General features: G+C 66.5%; 16 protein-coding genes. 6 read left to right on the forward strand and 10 right to left on the reverse strand.

Going from position 1 to position 16985, the window contains the following annotated elements; genetic code table 11:
- Positions 1-27: 27 nt before the first annotated feature.
- Positions 28-1401 carry a tetratricopeptide repeat protein gene (locus RS901_RS12475; protein WP_316149064.1) on the reverse strand — a complete coding sequence of 458 codons (1374 nt, stop codon included), beginning with the start codon at positions 1399-1401 and terminating at the stop codon, positions 28-30.
- A 257-nt stretch (positions 1402-1658) separates the two neighbouring features.
- Here RS901_RS12475 and RS901_RS12480 point away from each other — a divergent pair, with 257 nt between their 5' ends.
- The 4 genes from RS901_RS12480 to RS901_RS12495 are packed head-to-tail and all read left to right on the forward strand — an operon-like array spanning position 1659 to position 7174.
- Positions 1659-3521, forward strand: coding sequence for a BTAD domain-containing putative transcriptional regulator (locus RS901_RS12480; RefSeq protein WP_316149065.1), 1863 nt, complete (start codon positions 1659-1661; stop codon positions 3519-3521).
- A gap of 24 nt (positions 3522-3545) precedes the next feature.
- On the forward strand, positions 3546-4373 hold the full coding sequence (locus RS901_RS12485) for a hypothetical protein (RefSeq protein ID WP_316149066.1): 828 nt from the start codon (positions 3546-3548) through the stop codon (positions 4371-4373).
- A 44-nt stretch (positions 4374-4417) separates the two neighbouring features.
- Positions 4418-5776 carry an IS1182 family transposase gene (locus tag RS901_RS12490; RefSeq protein WP_316153348.1) on the forward strand — a complete coding sequence of 453 codons (1359 nt, stop codon included), beginning with the start codon at positions 4418-4420 and terminating at the stop codon, positions 5774-5776.
- Between the two features lie 48 nt (positions 5777-5824).
- On the forward strand, positions 5825-7174 hold the full coding sequence (locus RS901_RS12495) for a tetratricopeptide repeat protein (protein WP_316149067.1): 1350 nt from the start codon (positions 5825-5827) through the stop codon (positions 7172-7174).
- A gap of 16 nt (positions 7175-7190) precedes the next feature.
- On the opposite strand, the gene RS901_RS12500 is transcribed toward RS901_RS12495, so the two are convergent.
- The 4 genes from RS901_RS12500 to RS901_RS12515 form a co-directional block, all read right to left on the reverse strand.
- Positions 7191-9191: a thioredoxin domain-containing protein gene (locus RS901_RS12500; RefSeq protein WP_316149068.1), complete on the reverse strand. Its 2001-nt coding sequence runs from the start codon at positions 9189-9191 to the stop codon at positions 7191-7193.
- 79 nt (positions 9192-9270) lie between these two features.
- On the reverse strand, positions 9271-9564 hold the full coding sequence (locus RS901_RS12505) for a hypothetical protein (RefSeq protein WP_316149069.1): 294 nt from the start codon (positions 9562-9564) through the stop codon (positions 9271-9273).
- A gap of 490 nt (positions 9565-10054) precedes the next feature.
- Complete coding sequence (locus tag RS901_RS12510; protein WP_013956269.1) at positions 10055-10342, reverse strand: GYD domain-containing protein; 288 nt, start codon at positions 10340-10342, stop codon at positions 10055-10057.
- Between the two features lie 166 nt (positions 10343-10508).
- Positions 10509-11537, reverse strand: coding sequence for a TGS domain-containing protein (locus RS901_RS12515; RefSeq protein ID WP_316149071.1), 1029 nt, complete (start codon positions 11535-11537; stop codon positions 10509-10511).
- Positions 11538-11929: 392 nt separating this feature from the next.
- On the opposite strand from RS901_RS12515, the gene RS901_RS12520 reads away from it, so the two are divergent.
- Both RS901_RS12520 and RS901_RS12525 read left to right on the forward strand, forming a co-directional pair.
- Positions 11930-12505: an acyloxyacyl hydrolase gene (locus RS901_RS12520; RefSeq protein ID WP_316149072.1), complete on the forward strand. Its 576-nt coding sequence runs from the start codon at positions 11930-11932 to the stop codon at positions 12503-12505.
- Between the two features lie 140 nt (positions 12506-12645).
- Complete coding sequence (locus RS901_RS12525; protein WP_316149073.1) at positions 12646-13521, forward strand: pirin family protein; 876 nt, start codon at positions 12646-12648, stop codon at positions 13519-13521.
- Here the strand turns inward: RS901_RS12525 and RS901_RS12530 are convergent.
- The 5 genes from RS901_RS12530 to RS901_RS12550 all read right to left on the reverse strand — a co-directional run bounded on the left by RS901_RS12530 (position 13478) and on the right by RS901_RS12550 (position 16947).
- Positions 13478-13747, reverse strand: coding sequence for a porin (locus RS901_RS12530; protein WP_410054110.1), 270 nt, complete (start codon positions 13745-13747; stop codon positions 13478-13480). The two genes, RS901_RS12525 and RS901_RS12530, sit on opposite strands and share 44 nt — an antisense overlap.
- 269 nt (positions 13748-14016) lie before the next feature.
- Positions 14017-14841, reverse strand: coding sequence for an SDR family NAD(P)-dependent oxidoreductase (locus RS901_RS12535; protein WP_316149074.1), 825 nt, complete (start codon positions 14839-14841; stop codon positions 14017-14019).
- Between the two features lie 26 nt (positions 14842-14867).
- Complete coding sequence (locus tag RS901_RS12540; RefSeq protein ID WP_316149075.1) at positions 14868-15284, reverse strand: MaoC family dehydratase; 417 nt, start codon at positions 15282-15284, stop codon at positions 14868-14870.
- Positions 15285-15298: 14 nt separating this feature from the next.
- A complete protein-coding gene (locus RS901_RS12545; protein WP_035819041.1) occupies positions 15299-15739 on the reverse strand; it encodes a MaoC family dehydratase N-terminal domain-containing protein in 441 nt (146 codons plus the stop codon).
- A gap of 20 nt (positions 15740-15759) precedes the next feature.
- Positions 15760-16947, reverse strand: a complete 1188-nt coding sequence (locus RS901_RS12550; protein ID WP_316149076.1) for a lipid-transfer protein — start codon at positions 16945-16947, stop codon at positions 15760-15762.
- Positions 16948-16985 lie beyond the last annotated feature (38 nt).

Consider the following 16985-nt stretch of genomic DNA (forward strand, 5'->3'; position numbering starts at 1 on the left):
GCTCGGCACGTGGCCAGCCGGCTCGCGTCACGCCACCTTCGCCGCGACCGCCTCCCCGTGGCCGTCCGCCGCTTCGCGCTGGAGCGCTGAAGCGCGCTGCACCAGCTTGCTCAGGCTGGGGTTCATCGGCTTGAGCTCCATGCGCTCGGCCGCCAGCGCGCAGGCCAGGTTGGCGCGTTGGCCTCGCAACGCCGCCTCGATCAGCGTCAGGTTGACGAGATCGCGCTGGGCGTGGCTGCCGCCAAAGCGATGCGCGATCTGGCGTACCGGCAGCAGCAACCCGATGGCGTGGTCGTAGTCTTGCCGCGCGAAGGAGAGCAGGGCTTCGGTCACCGGCAGGCCGACCTCGCGGGTCATCATCGCGTTGGAGCCGCTGCCACCTGCCGCGGCGCGCATGCTGGCAAGCAGGCCGGCCAGGGCGCTGTCGCGCCCGGCGCAGAGATAGGCCATGGCGGCATGGGTGTCGTTGAAGGCGTAGTAGCCTTCGGCACCGCGCGCCTGCCAGGTGTCGGCGACTTCGTTCCAGCGCGCGCCCACGTCGATGCCGCGCAGGTGCAGGCGCCACAGCATGGCGCAGGCATCGATCAGCTCCAGCGCCACCGCGGAGTGGTGCTCGCGGATATGCGCGTCGTAGATGTCCAGCACCTGCGTGGTATGGCCGAGTTCGAGATGGAACAGCGCCAGGTGCCACCAGTTGTGCACGGCCATCATGTTGTCCTGCGACCAGTCGGCAGCGCGCCCGCTCAGCCAGTCGATGCCTTCATCCTGGCGGCCCTGCATTTCCATCACGTGGGCGACCGCATGAATAGCCCAGGGATCGCGCGGATTCAGTTCCAGGGCGAAGCGGCCGCGTTCCTCCGCTTGCTCGTACAAGTTCGTTTCCTCAAGACCGAACGCATGCATGCCAAGGACGTAGCCGAAGCCGGGTACGCGCGTATTCCAGTGCGGCAGCACCTGGGCGATGCGGTCTCGCAGCAGGGTGGACTGCCCGAGCAGGAAGTCGCCGATATGGGCGACCTGCAGCGCCAGGCTGTCGCGCGGATAGTCGACCGCAATGTCGCCGTACAGCTGGATCGAGCGCGCGAAGTGGCCGTCCAGCCAGGCGCGCGCCGCGGCGATATGCCGGCGCTCGCGTTCGTTGGCGCTGGCGGACAGCGCTTCGCCTGCCTCGACGCTCTGCCTGAGCATCGGCTCCACGGCGCCGTCGCCAGCCGTGATCATCATCCCCGCGCGCAAGGCATGGCCCATCACGAAGCCCGGATCGTCGGCCAGAGCATTGTCGATCACCGTGAGCGGGTCGCCGTAGTAGCCATGCAGCAATTCCAGGGCGGCTTCGAAGCGCTCCAGCGAGTTGGTGTTGGTGCTCGAGACCGAAACACCGCGCGAGTCAGTATGTGTCATGACGCAATCCTTCCAGTGTGACCGAGGCAGCCCTTGCCTCGATGGCAGCCCCTGTTCGTCTGCTATGTCGGAGCCACGCGGCCCGGGGCTGTGGTCATACTAGGCAGCCGGCGTGAACGGGCCCGGCAATCCAGCGTGAAAGAAGCGTGAAAATTGCGGCGGACCGGGAAGTACCGGCTTCATATCTTTGCGCCGGCGAGGGCGCGCGTGATGCTGTGCCGTCGCCTATAAAGGATGGGCTTTCAGGATTCCAAATCATGGCCCGCGCCCGTCTTGACCTGTTCGGCGGCTTCCAGCTGAGTTCCGCAGCCGGAACGCCGATTCCGCTGACTGCCCGCAAGGCGCGCGCAGTGCTGGCCTATCTCGCGCTGGCGCAAGGGCGCGCCCAGCCGCGCGACAAGCTGGCCGCGCTGTGCTGGGCCGAAAGCAATGCCGAGCAGGCGCGCAGCAGCCTGCGCCAGGCGCTCAGCGCGGCGCGGCGCGCGCTGGAAGAGGCTGGCCAGCACGTGGTGCTGGCAGAAGGCGACAGCGTGACGCTCGGCGAAATCGAGGTCGACGTGTGCGAGTTCGAGCAGTGTGCCCGTGAAGCCACGCCCGCGTCGCTGGCGCGCGCCGCGGCGCTGTACCGGGGTGACTTGCTGGAGGGCTTCCATGCCGCCGCGCCGGCGTTCGACCACTGGCTGGCGATCGAACGCGAACGTCTGCGCGGCGTGGCGTTGGCGGTCATGGCCAGGTTGCTGGCGCACCACGAACAGGCCGGCGAGACGGAGCAGGCCATCGCCAGTGCCACCCGCCTGCTTGCGCTCGATCCGCTGCAGGAAAACGTGCACCGGGCGCTGATCCGGCTGTATGAACGCCAGGGCCGGCAGGCGCTGGCGCTCAAGCAATACCGCTTGTGCCGGGCGGCACTGCAACGCGAACTCGGGGTATCGCCCGAGCCCGAGACCGAGGCGCTGTACCAGGCGATGCTGCGGGCCCGCCGCGAGCCGGTGGCTGGCATGCCGGCTGGTGACGACGGTGCCGCGGTGCCACCTGCGTCCGCCGTAATCGCTGCCGAGCCGCAGCTGCGCCACGCAGTGGTCCTGGTAGCCAGCCTGGACGATAGCAGCGCTGGCCTGGAGCCCGAGCCATTGCACGATGCCCTTGCGCGCTGGCGCCGGCATGCCAGGGCATTGGCCAGCGCCTGCGACGGTCATATCACCGATGAAATCGGAACCCGGCTGACCATCGTGTTTGGCGTTCCGGTGGCGCATGGGAACGACGCCGAGCGCGCCCTGCATACCGCCGGGGCGCTGCATGCCGGTCTGGCGCGGCTGGCGGAATCCGCCAACGCCAGGCTGCTGGCGCGCGTAGGCCTGGCCAGCGGCCAGGTGCTGGCCGCCTGCGGCGAAAGCGGCATGACGCTGACCGGCGGGCCGGTTGGCGTGGCCTTGCAGGCGATGGAGCGCGCCGAGCCTGGCGCAACCATGGTGTCGAATCGGGTCTACCAGGCGCTGCCCGGACGCCTGGAAGCGGACTGCGTGGCGCACGCCGTGCTCCCCGGCGTGGCCGAACCGATTCCGCTCTGGCGCGTGCGGCGCTTTCTCGGGGTGGAACAGGCGCCGGCGCAGCACGCCTTCGTCGGGCGGCAAGCGGAGCTGGCCCAGCTCGCCGGCGTTGCCGACAGCTGCCTGCGTTCCGGCCATGGCCGGGTCGTGCTGATCCGCGGCGAGGCCGGCATCGGCAAGAGCCGGCTCGCCGACCGCTTCGTCGCGCTGGCGCGCGAGCATGGCCTGGAGGCACACCGGGTGCTGGTGCTCGACTTCGGCGCCGGCAGCGGCGGCGATCCCTTGCGCATGCTCGCGCGCAGTCTGCTGGGCGTCGCGCCTCGCACGGACGCGAATGGCGCCGCCGCCGAAGAAGCGACAGGCGCGGCCATCGGGCAAGCGCTCGCGGCCTGGCAACTCGGCGAGGATGAGCTTGTGTTCGCCCGCGACATGTTCGAGCAGCCCCAGTCCCAGGAGCAGGCCGCTGCACTGGCCGCGATGGACGCCGCCAGCCGGCAACGCGGCGCACAGCGATTGATGGTGACGCTGGCCACCCGCCGCAGTGCGGTGCGCGCGCAGTTGATCGTGGTCTAAGACGTCCACTGGGCCGAGCGCACGGTGCTCGATTGCCTGGCGCAACTGGCCGCGGCAGCCCGCAGCCATGCGCTGATCCTGGTGCTGACCGTACGTGCCGAGCATGACCCTCTCGATGCGGCCTGGCGGGCGACCAGCCAGGGAGCATCGCTGACCACCATCGACCTCGGACCGCTCGACGATGCCGATGCGCACGAACTGGCTGCCTGCCATCGGCAGGTCGATCCTGCCGTGGCCGCTACCTGCATTCGCCGGGCTGAGGGCAATCCGCTGTTTCTCGACCAGTTGCTGCGCGGCGCGGAGGCGGGTGCGGACGAGTTGCCCGGCACGCTGCAGAGCATTGTGCTGGCGCGGATGGACCGGTTCTGTACCGCCGACCGCCAGGCGCTGCAGGCCGCTGCCGTACTGGGCCAGCGCTTTGGCCCGGCCGCGCAGCGGCATTTGATCGAAGATCCCGCGTACGCTTGCGAGCGCCTGGTGCAGGAGGCCATGGCCCGGCCGGAAGGCGAAGACTATCTGTTCATGCACGCGCTGATCCATGAGGCGGTGTACGCCTCGCTGCTCAAGTCACGGCGACAGAATCTGCACCGGCGCGCGGCCGCCTGGTATGAAGGCCGGGACCCGGCGCTGATGGCCGAGCACCTGGATGCCGCAGGCGATCCCGGCGCGCCCGAGGCCTATGCCGCCGCGGCGCGCCATGAGGCGGCGCACTTCCGCGGCGAGCGCGCATTGCGCCTGGTTGAGCGTGCGCAGCGCCTGGATAGCGGCGACGCCTGCAGGCACACGCTTGCCTGCCTGCACGGAGAGCTGGCACTAGGAGTTTGTCGGGCTTTGCAGTCTTCCGCAAGATGACGTTGTCCGAGATAATCGCTGGCGCACAACCAAAGACCTACCCGATGAGCCGCTTCGTTCCCGTAGACCGAGATACCGCGTACCTGTTGCCGCCCTCAGTGGACGAATGGCTGCCCGATGATCACTTGGCGCGCTTCGTAGTCGAAGTCATCGAGCAGCTCGATCTGAGCGAACTGACACGCCAATACGCGGGCCGGGGTTCGGCGGCGCACCATCCCGCCGTGTTGCTGGGCTTGCTGATCTACGGCTATGCCAATGGCGTGCACTCGAGCCGCAAGCTCGAACGCGCGACCTACGACTCGGTGGCCTTCCGCTATGTGGCAGCCAACACCCACCCGGATCACGACACGCTGGCGACGTTCCGGCGTCGATTCCTGAAGGAGGTGGAGGCGCTGTTTGTGCAGGTGCTGGTGCTGGCGCGCGAGATGAAACTGCTCAAGCTCGGGCACATTGCGCTGGACGGCACCAAGATCGACGCGAACGCGAGCAAGCACCGCGCCCTGTCGTGGGGTCATGCCCAAAAGATCGAGGCGCAGTTACGACAGGAAGTGCAGGCCCTGCTTGCGCTGGCCGAGAACAGCGACCGCGCAGCCATCCCGGATGGCATGGACGTGCCGGCGGAGATCGCTCGACGCGAAGACCGCTTGAGCGCGATGGCGCTGGCCAAGGCAAAGATCGAGCAGCGCGCCGCCGAGCGTCATCAACTCGAACAGCAGGAGTACGAGGCCAAGACGGCTAAGCGCAAGTCTCAGCGGGACGCTGGCAAGAAGCCGCGCGGCAAGGATCCCGAGCCACCAGAGGCGGGGCCCAAGGATGGCGATCAGGTGAACCTCACGGATGAAGAGTCACGCATCATGCCCGTCTCGGGGGGTGGCTTCGAACAAAGCTACAACGCGCAAGCCGGGGTAGACACAGAGACGATGATGGTGGTCACCCAGCACGTGAGCCAGGCGTGCAACGACAAGCGCGAAGTCGTGCCCACGCTGGAGCAGATCGCGGCGTTGCCTGCGGTGCTGGGCGAGGTGCGCACGCTGATCACGGACAACGGCTTCTTCAGTCAGGCCAACGTGATCGCGTGCCACGATGCAGGGATCGAGCCGCTGCTGGCGCTAAGGCGGGAGCCGCATCATGCCCCTGTGCTGGAGCGCTTTGCCCCCGATGTGCCGCAGCCCCAGACCACGGACCCGGTTGTGCAGATGGCGCACCGACTGGGCACACAAGCCGGGCGCGCCCTCTACAGCTTGCGCAAGCAGACGGTGGAGCCGGTGTTCGGCATCATCAAACGGGTAATGGGTTGGCGCCAGATGAGCATGCGCGGGCTGGACAAGGCGCAAGGCGAATGGAGTCTTGTGACCATGGCCTGGAACATCAAGCGCATGCACGTTCTGCGAGCGGTTGGATAGCAAAGTGCGCCTCGACTACCCAAAGCCGAGCCCCTAAGGCGCTCCAATGTGCCATCACAGTGCCTCGTCAACCATCAAGAGCGTTCGATCAGCGCGATTGCCGTCCAAAAATCTCGTCGCACCGATCATTCGGATTCGCCCGGGCTCAAGTCCGACGGACTCCTAGACCTTGGCCTGCCGACGCAATCGCTGCAGGCGTTCCGGCAAGCGCAATTGCTGGCGAGCGATGCGGCACAGCGTGCCCGTGTGTGGCTTGGCACGGCAGCCGCCTTGCGCCTGCTCGACCGCTATGACGAAGCCCTGGCGGCGCTGCGCGAGGCGGAGCAGGCCGCCGCTGTGCCGGGCCAGCCAGAGCGGCTGGCCGAGATCGAATCGCTGCGCGGCAATCTCTATTTCCCGAAGGGCGACATGGAAGAGTGCCTCGCCGCCCACCAGCGCGCCCTCAGCCATGCGAGGGCGGCCGGATCGGTGCTGGGCGAGGCGCGTGCGCTGGGCGGCCTCGGTGATGCGTACTACCAGCAAGGCCGCATGCTGACCGCGCATGCGCATTTTGTCCGCTGCGTCGAGCTGGCGCGGGCGCACGGCTTCATCCGCATCGAATGTGCCAACCTGCCGATGGTGGGCGCGGTGGAGCTGTTCCGCAACGAACTTGCGGCCGCGCAGGCCAGCTGCGAGGAAGGGCTGCGCCTGGCGCGGCGCATCAGTGATGCGCGCAGCGAGATGCTGGCCTGCGACGTGATGACATCGACCGCACAACTCGCAGGCGACTGGCCGCGTGCCGAAGCGCACGCGCGGCTGGCACTGGCGCTGACGCGCCGGTTGGAGGCCCGGCGCTTCGAGGCGGAAGTGCTGGCCCGGCTTGGCCTGGCCATCGGCGCGCTCGGCCAGGTGCAGGAGGCGGAGTCCCTGCTCGACGAGGCGCTGCAGTTGAGCCACGCCAGCGGCGTGCGGTATTCAGGGCCAACCGTGCTGGCGTTCCTGGCGCGCACCACGCGCGATCCCGACAAGCAGCTCGACGCCCTGCGCCAGGGCGAGGCCATGCTGGCCCAGGGCTGCGTGAGCCATTGCCACGTCGACCTGCTCGAAGCTGCGATCGACGTTTCGCTGGCGGAGCGCCGGTGGCAGGAAGCCGAACGCTACCTGGCAGCGCTGCAGGATTACATGCAGCATGAGCCGTTTCCGTGGGGAGACTTCCTGATCCGCAGGGGCCGCGCGTTGATCTGCGCCGGACGGGAAGAGGGCGGCGCGAGCACGCCGCCGCTTTGCGCCCGCTTACGGCTGCTCAGGGACGAGGCACATGCGGCCGGTCTGAATGCGTCCCTGGGTGCCATCGATGCGGCACTGGAGCGGCTGACAGCGACATCGCGTATCGGGCAGGACGCATCAGGCCCGCCCTGATCGAAAGGGCTCACCGTCACCCCACGCAGCGTTCAAGGAGCGCCTGGCCGCTGGTCACGGGTGCGGTACAGGTGCGATGCCGGCACACGTAGGCGGCCGGCCGGCCGTCGACCGGGAGCCGCCCCTGGCCGACGGGAACGTCTTCGGCGAATGCCAGCACGCGTGCCGGAAGATAGGTGCGGTGAACGCTTTCCACCAAGGCGGCGGCCGCCGCCTTGTCGCCGGCAAGAATGATCCCGAACGCGCCGCGCTGCGCGAAGTCCGCGGCGGCCAGGAGGTGCACGAAGCCGGCCGGGGCCGCTGCGGCGGCAGCCCGGTAGCGCTGGAATTCGTGCTCGGCGAGGTCACGATAGCGATCCTCGCCGGTGAGTTCATGCAAGCGCATGAAGGCGAACACGCTGGCTGAAATGCCAGACGGCCAGGCGCCGTCGTACGGAGCGCGAGGCCTGTGTATCAATGGCTCGCCATCATTGGGCGTGAAATACAGCCCGTCGTCCCGGAACCTGTCGATGATGAGCGCCACGAGTTCGGCTGCGCGATCGAGGTATCGCCTGTCGAAGCAGGATTCGTAGAGGTCGATCAGCGCGTTGGCCAGGAAGGCATAGTCTTCCAGGAACCCTGGCACCTTGACTGTGCCGTTCTTCCAGTACCGATACACACCGCCGTCCGGCATGGTGAGCTTGTCCTGGATAAAGCTGGCGGCACGCCTTGCGGCGGCGAGGTGTGCGGGGTTGCCCGTTGCCTGGTAAGCCGCGCAGAGTCCCTGGATCATGAGACCGTTCCACCCGGCGAGAATGTTGTCGTCGCGGCCGGGGCGCACGCGCCGGGCGCGAGCTGCCAGTAGCCGCTTGCGCCAGCCTTCGAGCCGCGCCTCCTCCTGGGGTGCCAGCATGACCGCACGGTGGAGCACCGATCTGCCGGCTTCAAAGTTCCCGCCCTCGGTGACGCCGTAGGCGCGACACGCCAGGGTCCCCTCGGATTCGCCCAGGACTGCCTTCACCTCGGCCGCTGTCCAGACATAAAAGCGGCCTTCCTCGCCTTCGCTGTCGGCATCTTCGCCGGCATGGAAGCCGCCGTCGGGGTGCGTCATGTCTCGCAGAATGTACGCGATCGTTCCCTCGAATACGCGGCGCCAGGCTTGCTTTCCGGTGAGGCGATAGGCGTTGGCGTAGAGGGCGACGAGCTGGCCGTTGTCGTAAAGCATCTTTTCGAAGTGGGGCACGGCCCAGCGTTCGTCGACACTGTAGCGGGAAAACCCACCGCCGAGCTGATCATGGATGCCGCCGGCCGCCATGCCGTCGAGCGTGCGCTCCAGCGCATCAAGCAGCGCGGGTTCATGCGTTCGCTGACAGATGCGCAGCACGAGGTCGTACGCGCTTGCGTTGGGAAACTTGGGCGCTCCGCCCAGGCCGCCATGGGTCGGGTCCGTATTGCGCGCGAGGGCGAGGGCTGTCTGCGCGGGGAGGTCCTGGACCTCCGCGGCTTGTTCCAGGTCTTCACGGCTCAGGACCGCATCGTCCAGCTGCCGGAACCCCTGCTGAAACTGCTCGATGGTGTTGCGCAGTTCCTGGCGGCGATGCGTCCAGGCTTCGCTCAGGCTCAGCAGCACGCGCGGGAGCCCAGGGCGGCCGTAGCGGTCATCCGGCGGAAAGTAGGTGCCACCGTAGAATGGCTCTCCTTGCGGCGTCAGGAACACCGTCAGCGGCCAGCCGCCGCCCTGTCCCATCAACTGGGGGACTTTCTGGTAAATGTCGTCGAGGTCGGGACGCTCCTGCCGGTCGACCTTGATGCTGATGAACCGCTCGTTCATCAGGGCGGCGATCCGGGGATTCTCGAACGATTCGTGCGCCATCACGTGGCACCAATGGCAGGTGGCGTAGCCGACCGAAAGCAGGACCGGCTTGTCGTCGTCGCGCGCACGGCGAAACGCCTCTTCGCACCAGGGATACCAGTCGACAGGATTCTCCGCATGTTGCCGGAGGTAAGGCGAGGATTCTGTGGCGAGCCGATTTGTCATCCTGGTCTCCAGCCTGGGCCGGTGAGACAACTGTGGCGCAGAACAGCGCGCCCGGCAAGCGCGTGGCTGGTTTCCGGCATCAGGCCACCCCAACCCCTTGTGACCAGTACTGGTATCGCCAGGTAAAGCCATCGCGCGGTGGCATGGTGCCGGGGGGTGCCCCGCCGCCGCGATAGGCGAAGGTGTACAGCACCAGCGCCGTGCGCCGCGAAGAATACCGGTCCCGCAGGGGCATGGCTTCCCTTGCGGGCCACCAGCGCGGTGCAAGCAGCGCGCCGCTGACATAGGCCAGGCCGCAGTGCCCCCAGCCGGCGGCAGACAGCTGCCACAGCCACCGGTAGCCGGCGTTCGGAGGGCGTGAGCGAGCGCGCATGCGACTCCTTGTTTCAGTTCGGATCAGGTATGGCTCTGATCCGATCCGTCCACTTTTGCATTGCGAACGGTTTGCCGACCATGGACTGCGATCGGTTAAGGCGACTGTGGCAAAAAAATCTGCCCGCGGCAATGCAAGTTACAGTGCCTGCCGGCATGCCGCCAGCGGCGCCCGCGAGGCGAGTGGTCAACGTCGCCCTGATACGCCGCAAATAAAAAGAGCACCTTCTACAGGTGCTCAGCGCTTCCAACAATCGGGTGCGTCCGAACCGGGTCAGCAACTTATGATCCGGTCCGGACCTGCAGGCATATGTGGCCTGCACGATCACGCTTCATCTGGCAGATCATCCAGGAAACATGATCGTTTCGCTGACCTACCTTCGCTTTACTCAAGCGTGTCTCAGTCAGCACTTCGAGTATAGGGCAGCCGACGGTCAGGTCAACCTGAATCTGGTGCCGCCGCGCCAGCAGCCTGGTTCCATCGGTCTGCGTTACAGGGCCGCGATGAACTTGTCCCACGGCGTCGCTTGCAGCGTCTCGGTCGCGGCGTGTCCATAGCCCCGGATGATCAACGCCGCCCGCTCGAGTTGCTTCAGGTCGTCCGTCTCGACAATGTCCACGACGTCAAAGCGCCCGAGTGTCAGATAGCTGTCCTTCCAGGTGACGGCAGGGCATTCGGCCTTGATTTTCTCGGCCACCGTGGCGGCGAGCTTCTTCATGTCCCTGGGGTCCGTGAACGCGTCAGGAGCGAGACGGCTGAGGATGACGTATGTAGTCATGGGATACCTCCGTGCAAGAAATTGCTCCACAAACCGGCACGGCAGTCACGCGGGAACAACCGGCCGCAGGTCTTTCAGTCTATGTCATCGTCGCTCGCCTGCTGCGACGTGTCCCCAAGCCTCGTGGGCCGGGCCATCAACGAACTCCCTGCGGCCATGGCTTTGATCAGCCATGCGCCTGCGAATGCAGTTCCACCACGTCTCGATCGGCTACCGGATGATCGGCGCCCACCTGCTGGCCGCTGAACTTGCCACTCCCCCAGATGCGGGCGAACTTGAACGTACGCGCGAGATCAGGGTGCACCTGCAAGGCGACATCCAGCACGGTGTCGCCGCGGCGCATCGTAAAAGGCCGACGCTGGTCGACGGGTTTCCCGGGTGCCTTGGTGTAGACACGCACGATGCCCAGAGCCGTGAAAAGGAATGGACCGACCTCGGCCAGTCCGCGCCCGTCGGTTGCCGAGGTTGAGAGCGCCGGAAAACGTACACCGAGCAGGTCTTCGAGCACGGCCGCGTCTTCCGGGTTGGCGAGATCGGTCTTGTTGGCCAGCAGCAGCGCAGGGAGGTGGACACTGAACGGGTCAGCCGCCGCTTCCGCCGTCGCCCCAGGGCTGTCGGCCTGACCCGGCCAGTGCTCCGACAGGATGATCTTTGCCTCGGCGAGCCGCCGCAGAATCAGCGCCAACTGTTCTGTACAGTCTGGCGCGCTCAGATCGGCCACGAGCAATACGCCGTCCGTCGCCCGCAATATGTCAGTGAGCCCGGGTTGCATGAATTCGACGCAGACAGGTGGCAGATCCACCAGCTGAAAAGCAATGTCGTCGAACGGCAACATGGCGGGAACCGGAAACTGCGTAGGGTGGGGGTAGGGCCCGACCTCGCTGCCCGATCCTGTCAGCCTTGCGTGCAGGCTGGATTTTCCGGCGCCGGGCGGGCCGATCAGACAGAGCTGGGCCGCACCTTCGGGATGCACCGCATGTGCCGACCCTCTGTGAGCGGCCTTCCCGTGGCCCGCAGATGCCTGGGTGAGTTCCCTGATCCGCGACTTGATATCGGCCTGCAGACGCTCCGTCCCCTTGTGTTTCGGGATGACACGGAGCATCTCCTTCAGGCATTCGAGCTGCTCGCGCGGCTGGCGTGCCAGCCGATAGGCTTGTTCGGCCTGCTTGTACTCTGGGGTGAGGTTTGCTGGCATGGGCTGTCGCCAGAGTTTCAGCGTCCGGAAGCCGAGAGAGCGATCCAATCGGGGCCAGCTTGACCGCCAAGCCCCGGAGCCCGAAGAACTCGGCCGCGCACGATGGCGGGGCCAGCAGCCCCACCATGGCCCGTGGGCGTCCCCCGTGATTTCCATGCAGATTTGTCTATGTTCTGTCTGGGCTTCGCGGTTATCCGCGTACTACCAAGTTTCGACAATTATCTGTTGATTTGCCAATGCTTTGGCCGTGACGCCGCATTGTTCCGCCTTTGGAACACTGTGTTTGCTTCAGGCAGGCTTCCACAAATTTGAAGGGCTGCTATCTTCGAGCGCCGTGATCAGAACAAAGTGGCAGCGCCGCGATACACCTTGGCGCTGCCCGAAACCCACGGATGTCAGTGAAGAAAGCAACCCGATCAAGCCGGCTGGCGTACCTTGCGGCCGCCGTTCCGTTCGCGGCCTGCCTGTGCGCGCTGCCCGCCGCCGACGCGGCCACCTTCTCGATGCAGGGCGGCTATGGCCGCGACAACGGTCACGGCCTTGAAAAATACGAAGTGGCCGCGCGCTGGGACGATATCGTGCAATGGCAGCTGTCCAACCGCTTTGCACTGTCCCTGGACGGCGAGGTCAATCTCGCGAACTGGCGGGCGCTGTCGTCCCGGCCGTCGAGCCAGTTGACCGAGTTCGGCGTGTCACCGATCTTCCGCCTCAGCTATGCGGGCGAATACGCTACGCCGTTTGTTGAAGCCTCCGTGGGTTTGCGCGTGCTCAGCCATACCGAGATCGCCGACGGCCATCGCATGGGCTCGGCTTTCCAGTTCTCCGACATGGTCGGCGTGGGCCTTGCCTTCGGCAAGGCGCAGCGGCTTGCCATCGGCTACCGTTTCCAGCACCTGTCCAACGCCGGCATCGAGCAGCCCAATCCCGGCACCAATTTCAGCATGGGCTACGTGCGCTACCGCTTCTGACGGGGTGGCGGCCGGACATCGTTCCAGCCGCAGGACACTGCATCGCAATCCCACGGTCTACCGCGCATGGGTTGCGACACCTATCATTGCTCCATGCATTATTGCCTGCCACTATCGGCCGGCATACTCGGAGGACAGACATGAAGCGCATTCTGGGCGTCTACAGCGCACCGCGTCAGCACTGGGTCGGAGATGGCTTTCCGGTGCGCTCGATGTTTTCGTACATGAGCCACGGCAAGCAGCTGAGCCCGTTTCTGCTTTTGGATTACGCCGGGCCGGCCGACTTCACGCCGACGCAGCGCCCGCGCGGGGTTGGCCAGCATCCGCACCGCGGTTTCGAGACCGTGACCATCGTCTACAAGGGCGAGGTCGCGCATCGCGACTCGACCGGGCAGGGCGGCGTGATCGGCCCCGGCGACGTGCAGTGGATGACGGCGGGCGCCGGCATCCTGCATGAGGAATTCCACTCGCCGGCCTTTGCGCAAAGCGGCGGCGCGCTGGAAATGGTGCAGCTGTGGGTCAACCTGCCGGCGCGCGACAAGATGACCACGCCCGGCTACCAGGCCATCGTCGACCACGATATCCCGGTGGTGCCGATGCCCGATGGCGCCGGCACGGTGCGCGTGATCGCCGGTGAGTACGCGGGCAAGGCCGGTCCGGCGCGCACCTTCACGCCGATGCATGTGTGGGATATGCGCCTGAACCAGGGTGCCAGCACGCGGCTGGCGCTGCCGGAGGGCTGGCATACCGCGCTGGTGGTGCTGCGCGGCAAGATCACGGTCAACGCTGAAGCGACGGTGCGGGATGCCGAGATGGTGGTGCTGGACGGTGCCGGCGAGGATGTGAACATCGAAGCCAGCACCGACGCGGTGGTGCTGCTGCTCAGCGGCGAGCCGATCGACGAGCCGATCGTCGGCCACGGCCCGTTCGTGATGAATACTGAAGAGCAGATCGCCGATGCCTTCCGCGACTTCAGCAGCGGCCACTTCGGCAGCATCGCGGCGGGCGGCCGGTAGGCGCCTGCTGCAGCAACGGGGCGAGCCTTGCGGCTCGCCCCGGGCCGCCGACCTGCGGCATGCCGATGCGCTTGCCGCCCTGCGTGGGCGTGGTGGCGGATGCGGCCACGCGATTGACATACTCGATCGATCCGTCGATGACACCATACAGCGTCACGCCGGACTGTGCATTGGCGCTGCCTGCGGCCGCGCCCAGTACAGCCGGCGTGATAAGCGATTTCTTCATGCTAAGTCGTCTCCTGTCGGTTTTCATGGAAGGCGCTGGCCGGTTGCTACGCCCGGCTCTGTTCCATTAGACCTTTGTGCGTGGTGTCAGGCCCCCTCCTAAAAGGAGTGAATCGGGGTCTGGGTGTTGCCATGCCGCACGGTTGATGGCAGGAGGAGAGTCCCTATTGGCTTGAGGTGGGGGGCAGTGCCGGCGCCAGCGCTCCGGATGGCGAAGCCCAAAAAAACGGGGGCTCGCCAATGCGAGCCCCCGCTTCGGTGCGGCTGGACTTACTGCACGTTGCCGGCGACCGCGATCACCTGGCCGGTGATGTAGTTGGAATCCGGCGAGCAGAACAGGTACACGCCGCCCGCGGCTTCTTCCGGGGTGCCCCCGCGGCCAAGCGGATTGCGCTGGGCGTGCGTCTTCAGCGCTTCCGGGTTCAGGCCCACGCGGATTTCGCGGCCTTCGATGTTCACCGTGGCGCCGGCCTTGGCGTCGGCCGAGGTCATGCGGGTGTGGATCAGCCCGAACGCCACCGCATTCACGTTGACGTTGAAGCGGCCCCACTCGCGCGCCATGGCGCGGGTCATGCCGATCACGCCCGCCTTGGCGCCGGAGTAGTTGATCTGGCCGGCATTGCCGTTCAGGCCCGAGGTCGACGAGATATTGACGATCTTGCGGTACACCTCGCGGCCGGCTTCCTTGTCGGCGGCGGCCAGTGCCTTGATATGCGGGTAGGCGGCGCGCAGGATGCGGAAGGGCGCGGTCATGTGGCAGTCCAGGATGGCGTACCACTGCTCGTCGCTCATCTTCTGCACCACGTCGTCCCAGGTGAAGCCGGCGTTGTTGACGATGACGTCGATGCTCTTGAAATTGCTCATCGCCGTGTTGATGAAGCGGTCGGCAAAGTCCGGTGCGGACACGTTGCCCACGCAGGCCACGGCTTCGACGCCCATTGCCTTCAGTTCTTCGACGGTCTGTTGCGCCGGCTCGGCGTCCAGGTCATTGACGACCAGGCGCGCGCCTTCGCGTGCCAGCCGCATGGCGATGGCGTTGCCGATGCCGCGGCCCGAACCGGTGACCAGTGCCACCTTGCCTTCAAGTGCTCCCATTTCTGACTCCTTGTGCTTGATTGGATTTACAGGGCAACGACGGCGTCGCCGAGGATCTTGCTTTCGCCATACTGGTTGGCGGTCTGGATTTCCAGCTTGACGCGCTTCTCGCCTTCGATTTCCAGCTTCTCCACCACGCGGCCGGTGCAGGTGATGCGATGGCCCAGGTGCGTGATGCCGACAAAGCGCACGCCGAACTGGCGCAGCTGGCGCTGGTCCACCCACTGCGTCAGCAGGCGGCCCAGGTAGGCCATCGACAGCATGCCGTGGGCAAACACGTCGGGCATGCCGGCCTTGCGGGCGTAGTCGGTGTCGATATGGATGGGGTTGTGATCGTTCGAGGCGCCGGCAAACAGCGCCAGCGTGGTGCGATTGATCGGTTCCAGCGTCAGCGGCGGCAGGGTGTCGCCCACCTTGACCTGGTCGAAGCTCAGTTTGCTCATCGGGGTTCTCCGGTTCAGCCGTTGCGATGCACCAGCACGCTGCGCAGGTCCGCCACGTGCTCGCCGTCCTGATTGGCGACGCGCGTCTCGCGCACCACGAACTCCAGCGCGCCACCCTTCTTGTCGTAGATGTCGGTGATGGTGGTCTTGAAGTGCAGCGTATCGCCCGCATAGGCCATGCGATGGTAGTCGAAGGACTGCTCGCCGTGCAGGATGCGGTCCGGCCGGATGCCGAGTTCCTGGCGCCAGGTGCTGGGCGGCTGCGTCAGCTCCAGCGAGAACAGGAAGGTCGGCGGCAGCGGCAGGCCCGGGTGGCCGGCGTCGCGCGCGGCGGCTTCATCGATATAGACCGGATCGGTCTGGCCGGTGGCCTTGGCGAAAAAGCGCAGCTGGCTGGCCGGCGCGGACGTGCGGAAGTCCGCAATCACCCGGCCGATATGTTTCTTGTCGATCATGGATGGGCTCCTGTGTGTGCTCAGGCGTGCTTCTGGTACAGCGTGACCACGCAGGCGCCGCCCAGGCCGAGGTTGTGCGTCAGGGCCAGCCGTGCGCCCTCGACCTGGCGCTGGTCGGCGGTGCCGCGCAGCTGCTGGACCATCTCGTAGCATTGCGCCAGGCCGGTGGCGCCCAGCGGATGGCCCTTCGACAGCAGGCCGCCCGACGGGTTGACCACCCACTTGCCACCGTAGGTGTTGTCGCCGTCGTTGACCAGCTTCTCGGCGCCGCCTTCCGGGCACAGGCCGAGGCCTTCATAGGTCAGCAGCTCGTTCTGCGCGAAGCAGTCGTGCAGCTCGATCACGTCGATGTCCTGCGGGCCGACGCCGGCCTGCTCATACACCTGCTGCGAGCCTTCGCGCGTCATGTCGAAGCCGACCACACGGATCATGTCGCGTGCGTCGTAGGTGCTGGGGCGGTCGGTAGTCAGCGACTGGCCGGCGATCAGCACGTCGGTCTTCAGGCCCTTCTTGCGGGCGAATTCCTCCGACACCACGATGGCGGCTGCGGCGCCGCAGGTGGGCGGGCATGCCATCAGGCGCGTGAGCACGCCTTCCCACAGCGCGGGCGCGGCCAGCACGTCCTCGGTGGTCAGCACATTGCGGAACACGGCCAGCGGGTTGTTGGCGGCGTGGCGGCTGGCCTTGGCGCGGATCCTGGCGAAGGTTTCCAGCCTGGTGCCGTACTTTTCCATATGGGCCCTGCCGGCGCCGGAGAACTGGCGGATGGCATTGGGCAGGTCCTTGCGGTCGACCAGTTCGTCCACCAGGCCGATGGCGCGCTCCAGTGCCGGGGCGCGGTCGTCCCAGCGCGACTTCAGCGCGCCCGGCTGCATGAACTCGAAGCCGACTGCCAGCGCGCAGTCCACCGCGCCGCTCTGCACCGCCTGGCGCGCCAGGAACAGCGCCGACGAGCCGGTGGCGCAGTTGTTGTTCACGTTGATGACGGGGATGCCGGTCATGCCGACCTGGTACAGCGCCTTCTGGCCGCAGGTTGAGTCGCCATACACGTAGCCGGCGTAGGCCTGCTGCACGTCCTCATAGCCGAGGCCGGCGTCTTCCAGCGCCTGGCGCACGGCCGTGGCGCCCATCACGTCATAGGTGTCGCTGCTGCCCGGCTTCTTGAACGGGATCATGCCGGCGCCGGCGACGAAAACCTTGCGAGTCATGTGTGTGCTCCGATGAGTCTTTGTTTTGGGGTCGGTGC

It is taken from the genome of Cupriavidus sp. BIC8F, from assembly GCF_032465815.1.
GTDB lineage: Bacteria > Pseudomonadota > Gammaproteobacteria > Burkholderiales > Burkholderiaceae > Cupriavidus > Cupriavidus necator.

What these genes read in the sequence shown, in the direction of transcription:
- RS901_RS12475 (WP_316149064.1), bottom strand. Translation starts at nt 1,401, where the DNA reads ATGACACATACTGACTCGCGCGGTGTTTCGGTCTCGAGCACCAACACC.
- RS901_RS12480 (WP_316149065.1), top strand. Translation starts at nt 1,659, where the DNA reads ATGGCCCGCGCCCGTCTTGACCTGTTCGGCGGCTTCCAGCTGAGTTCC.
- RS901_RS12490 (WP_316153348.1), top strand. Translation starts at nt 4,418, where the DNA reads ATGAGCCGCTTCGTTCCCGTAGACCGAGATACCGCGTACCTGTTGCCG.
- RS901_RS12500 (WP_316149068.1), bottom strand. Translation starts at nt 9,191, where the DNA reads ATGACAAATCGGCTCGCCACAGAATCCTCGCCTTACCTCCGGCAACAT.
- RS901_RS12505 (WP_316149069.1), bottom strand. Translation starts at nt 9,564, where the DNA reads ATGCGCGCTCGCTCACGCCCTCCGAACGCCGGCTACCGGTGGCTGTGG.
- RS901_RS12510 (WP_013956269.1), bottom strand. Translation starts at nt 10,342, where the DNA reads ATGACTACATACGTCATCCTCAGCCGTCTCGCTCCTGACGCGTTCACG.
- RS901_RS12515 (WP_316149071.1), bottom strand. Translation starts at nt 11,537, where the DNA reads ATGCCAGCAAACCTCACCCCAGAGTACAAGCAGGCCGAACAAGCCTAT.
- RS901_RS12520 (WP_316149072.1), top strand. Translation starts at nt 11,930, where the DNA reads ATGTCAGTGAAGAAAGCAACCCGATCAAGCCGGCTGGCGTACCTTGCG.
- RS901_RS12525 (WP_316149073.1), top strand. Translation starts at nt 12,646, where the DNA reads ATGAAGCGCATTCTGGGCGTCTACAGCGCACCGCGTCAGCACTGGGTC.
- RS901_RS12530 (WP_410054110.1), bottom strand. Translation starts at nt 13,747, where the DNA reads ATGAAGAAATCGCTTATCACGCCGGCTGTACTGGGCGCGGCCGCAGGC.
- RS901_RS12535 (WP_316149074.1), bottom strand. Translation starts at nt 14,841, where the DNA reads ATGGGAGCACTTGAAGGCAAGGTGGCACTGGTCACCGGTTCGGGCCGC.
- RS901_RS12540 (WP_316149075.1), bottom strand. Translation starts at nt 15,284, where the DNA reads ATGAGCAAACTGAGCTTCGACCAGGTCAAGGTGGGCGACACCCTGCCG.
- RS901_RS12545 (WP_035819041.1), bottom strand. Translation starts at nt 15,739, where the DNA reads ATGATCGACAAGAAACATATCGGCCGGGTGATTGCGGACTTCCGCACG.
- RS901_RS12550 (WP_316149076.1), bottom strand. Translation starts at nt 16,947, where the DNA reads ATGACTCGCAAGGTTTTCGTCGCCGGCGCCGGCATGATCCCGTTCAAG.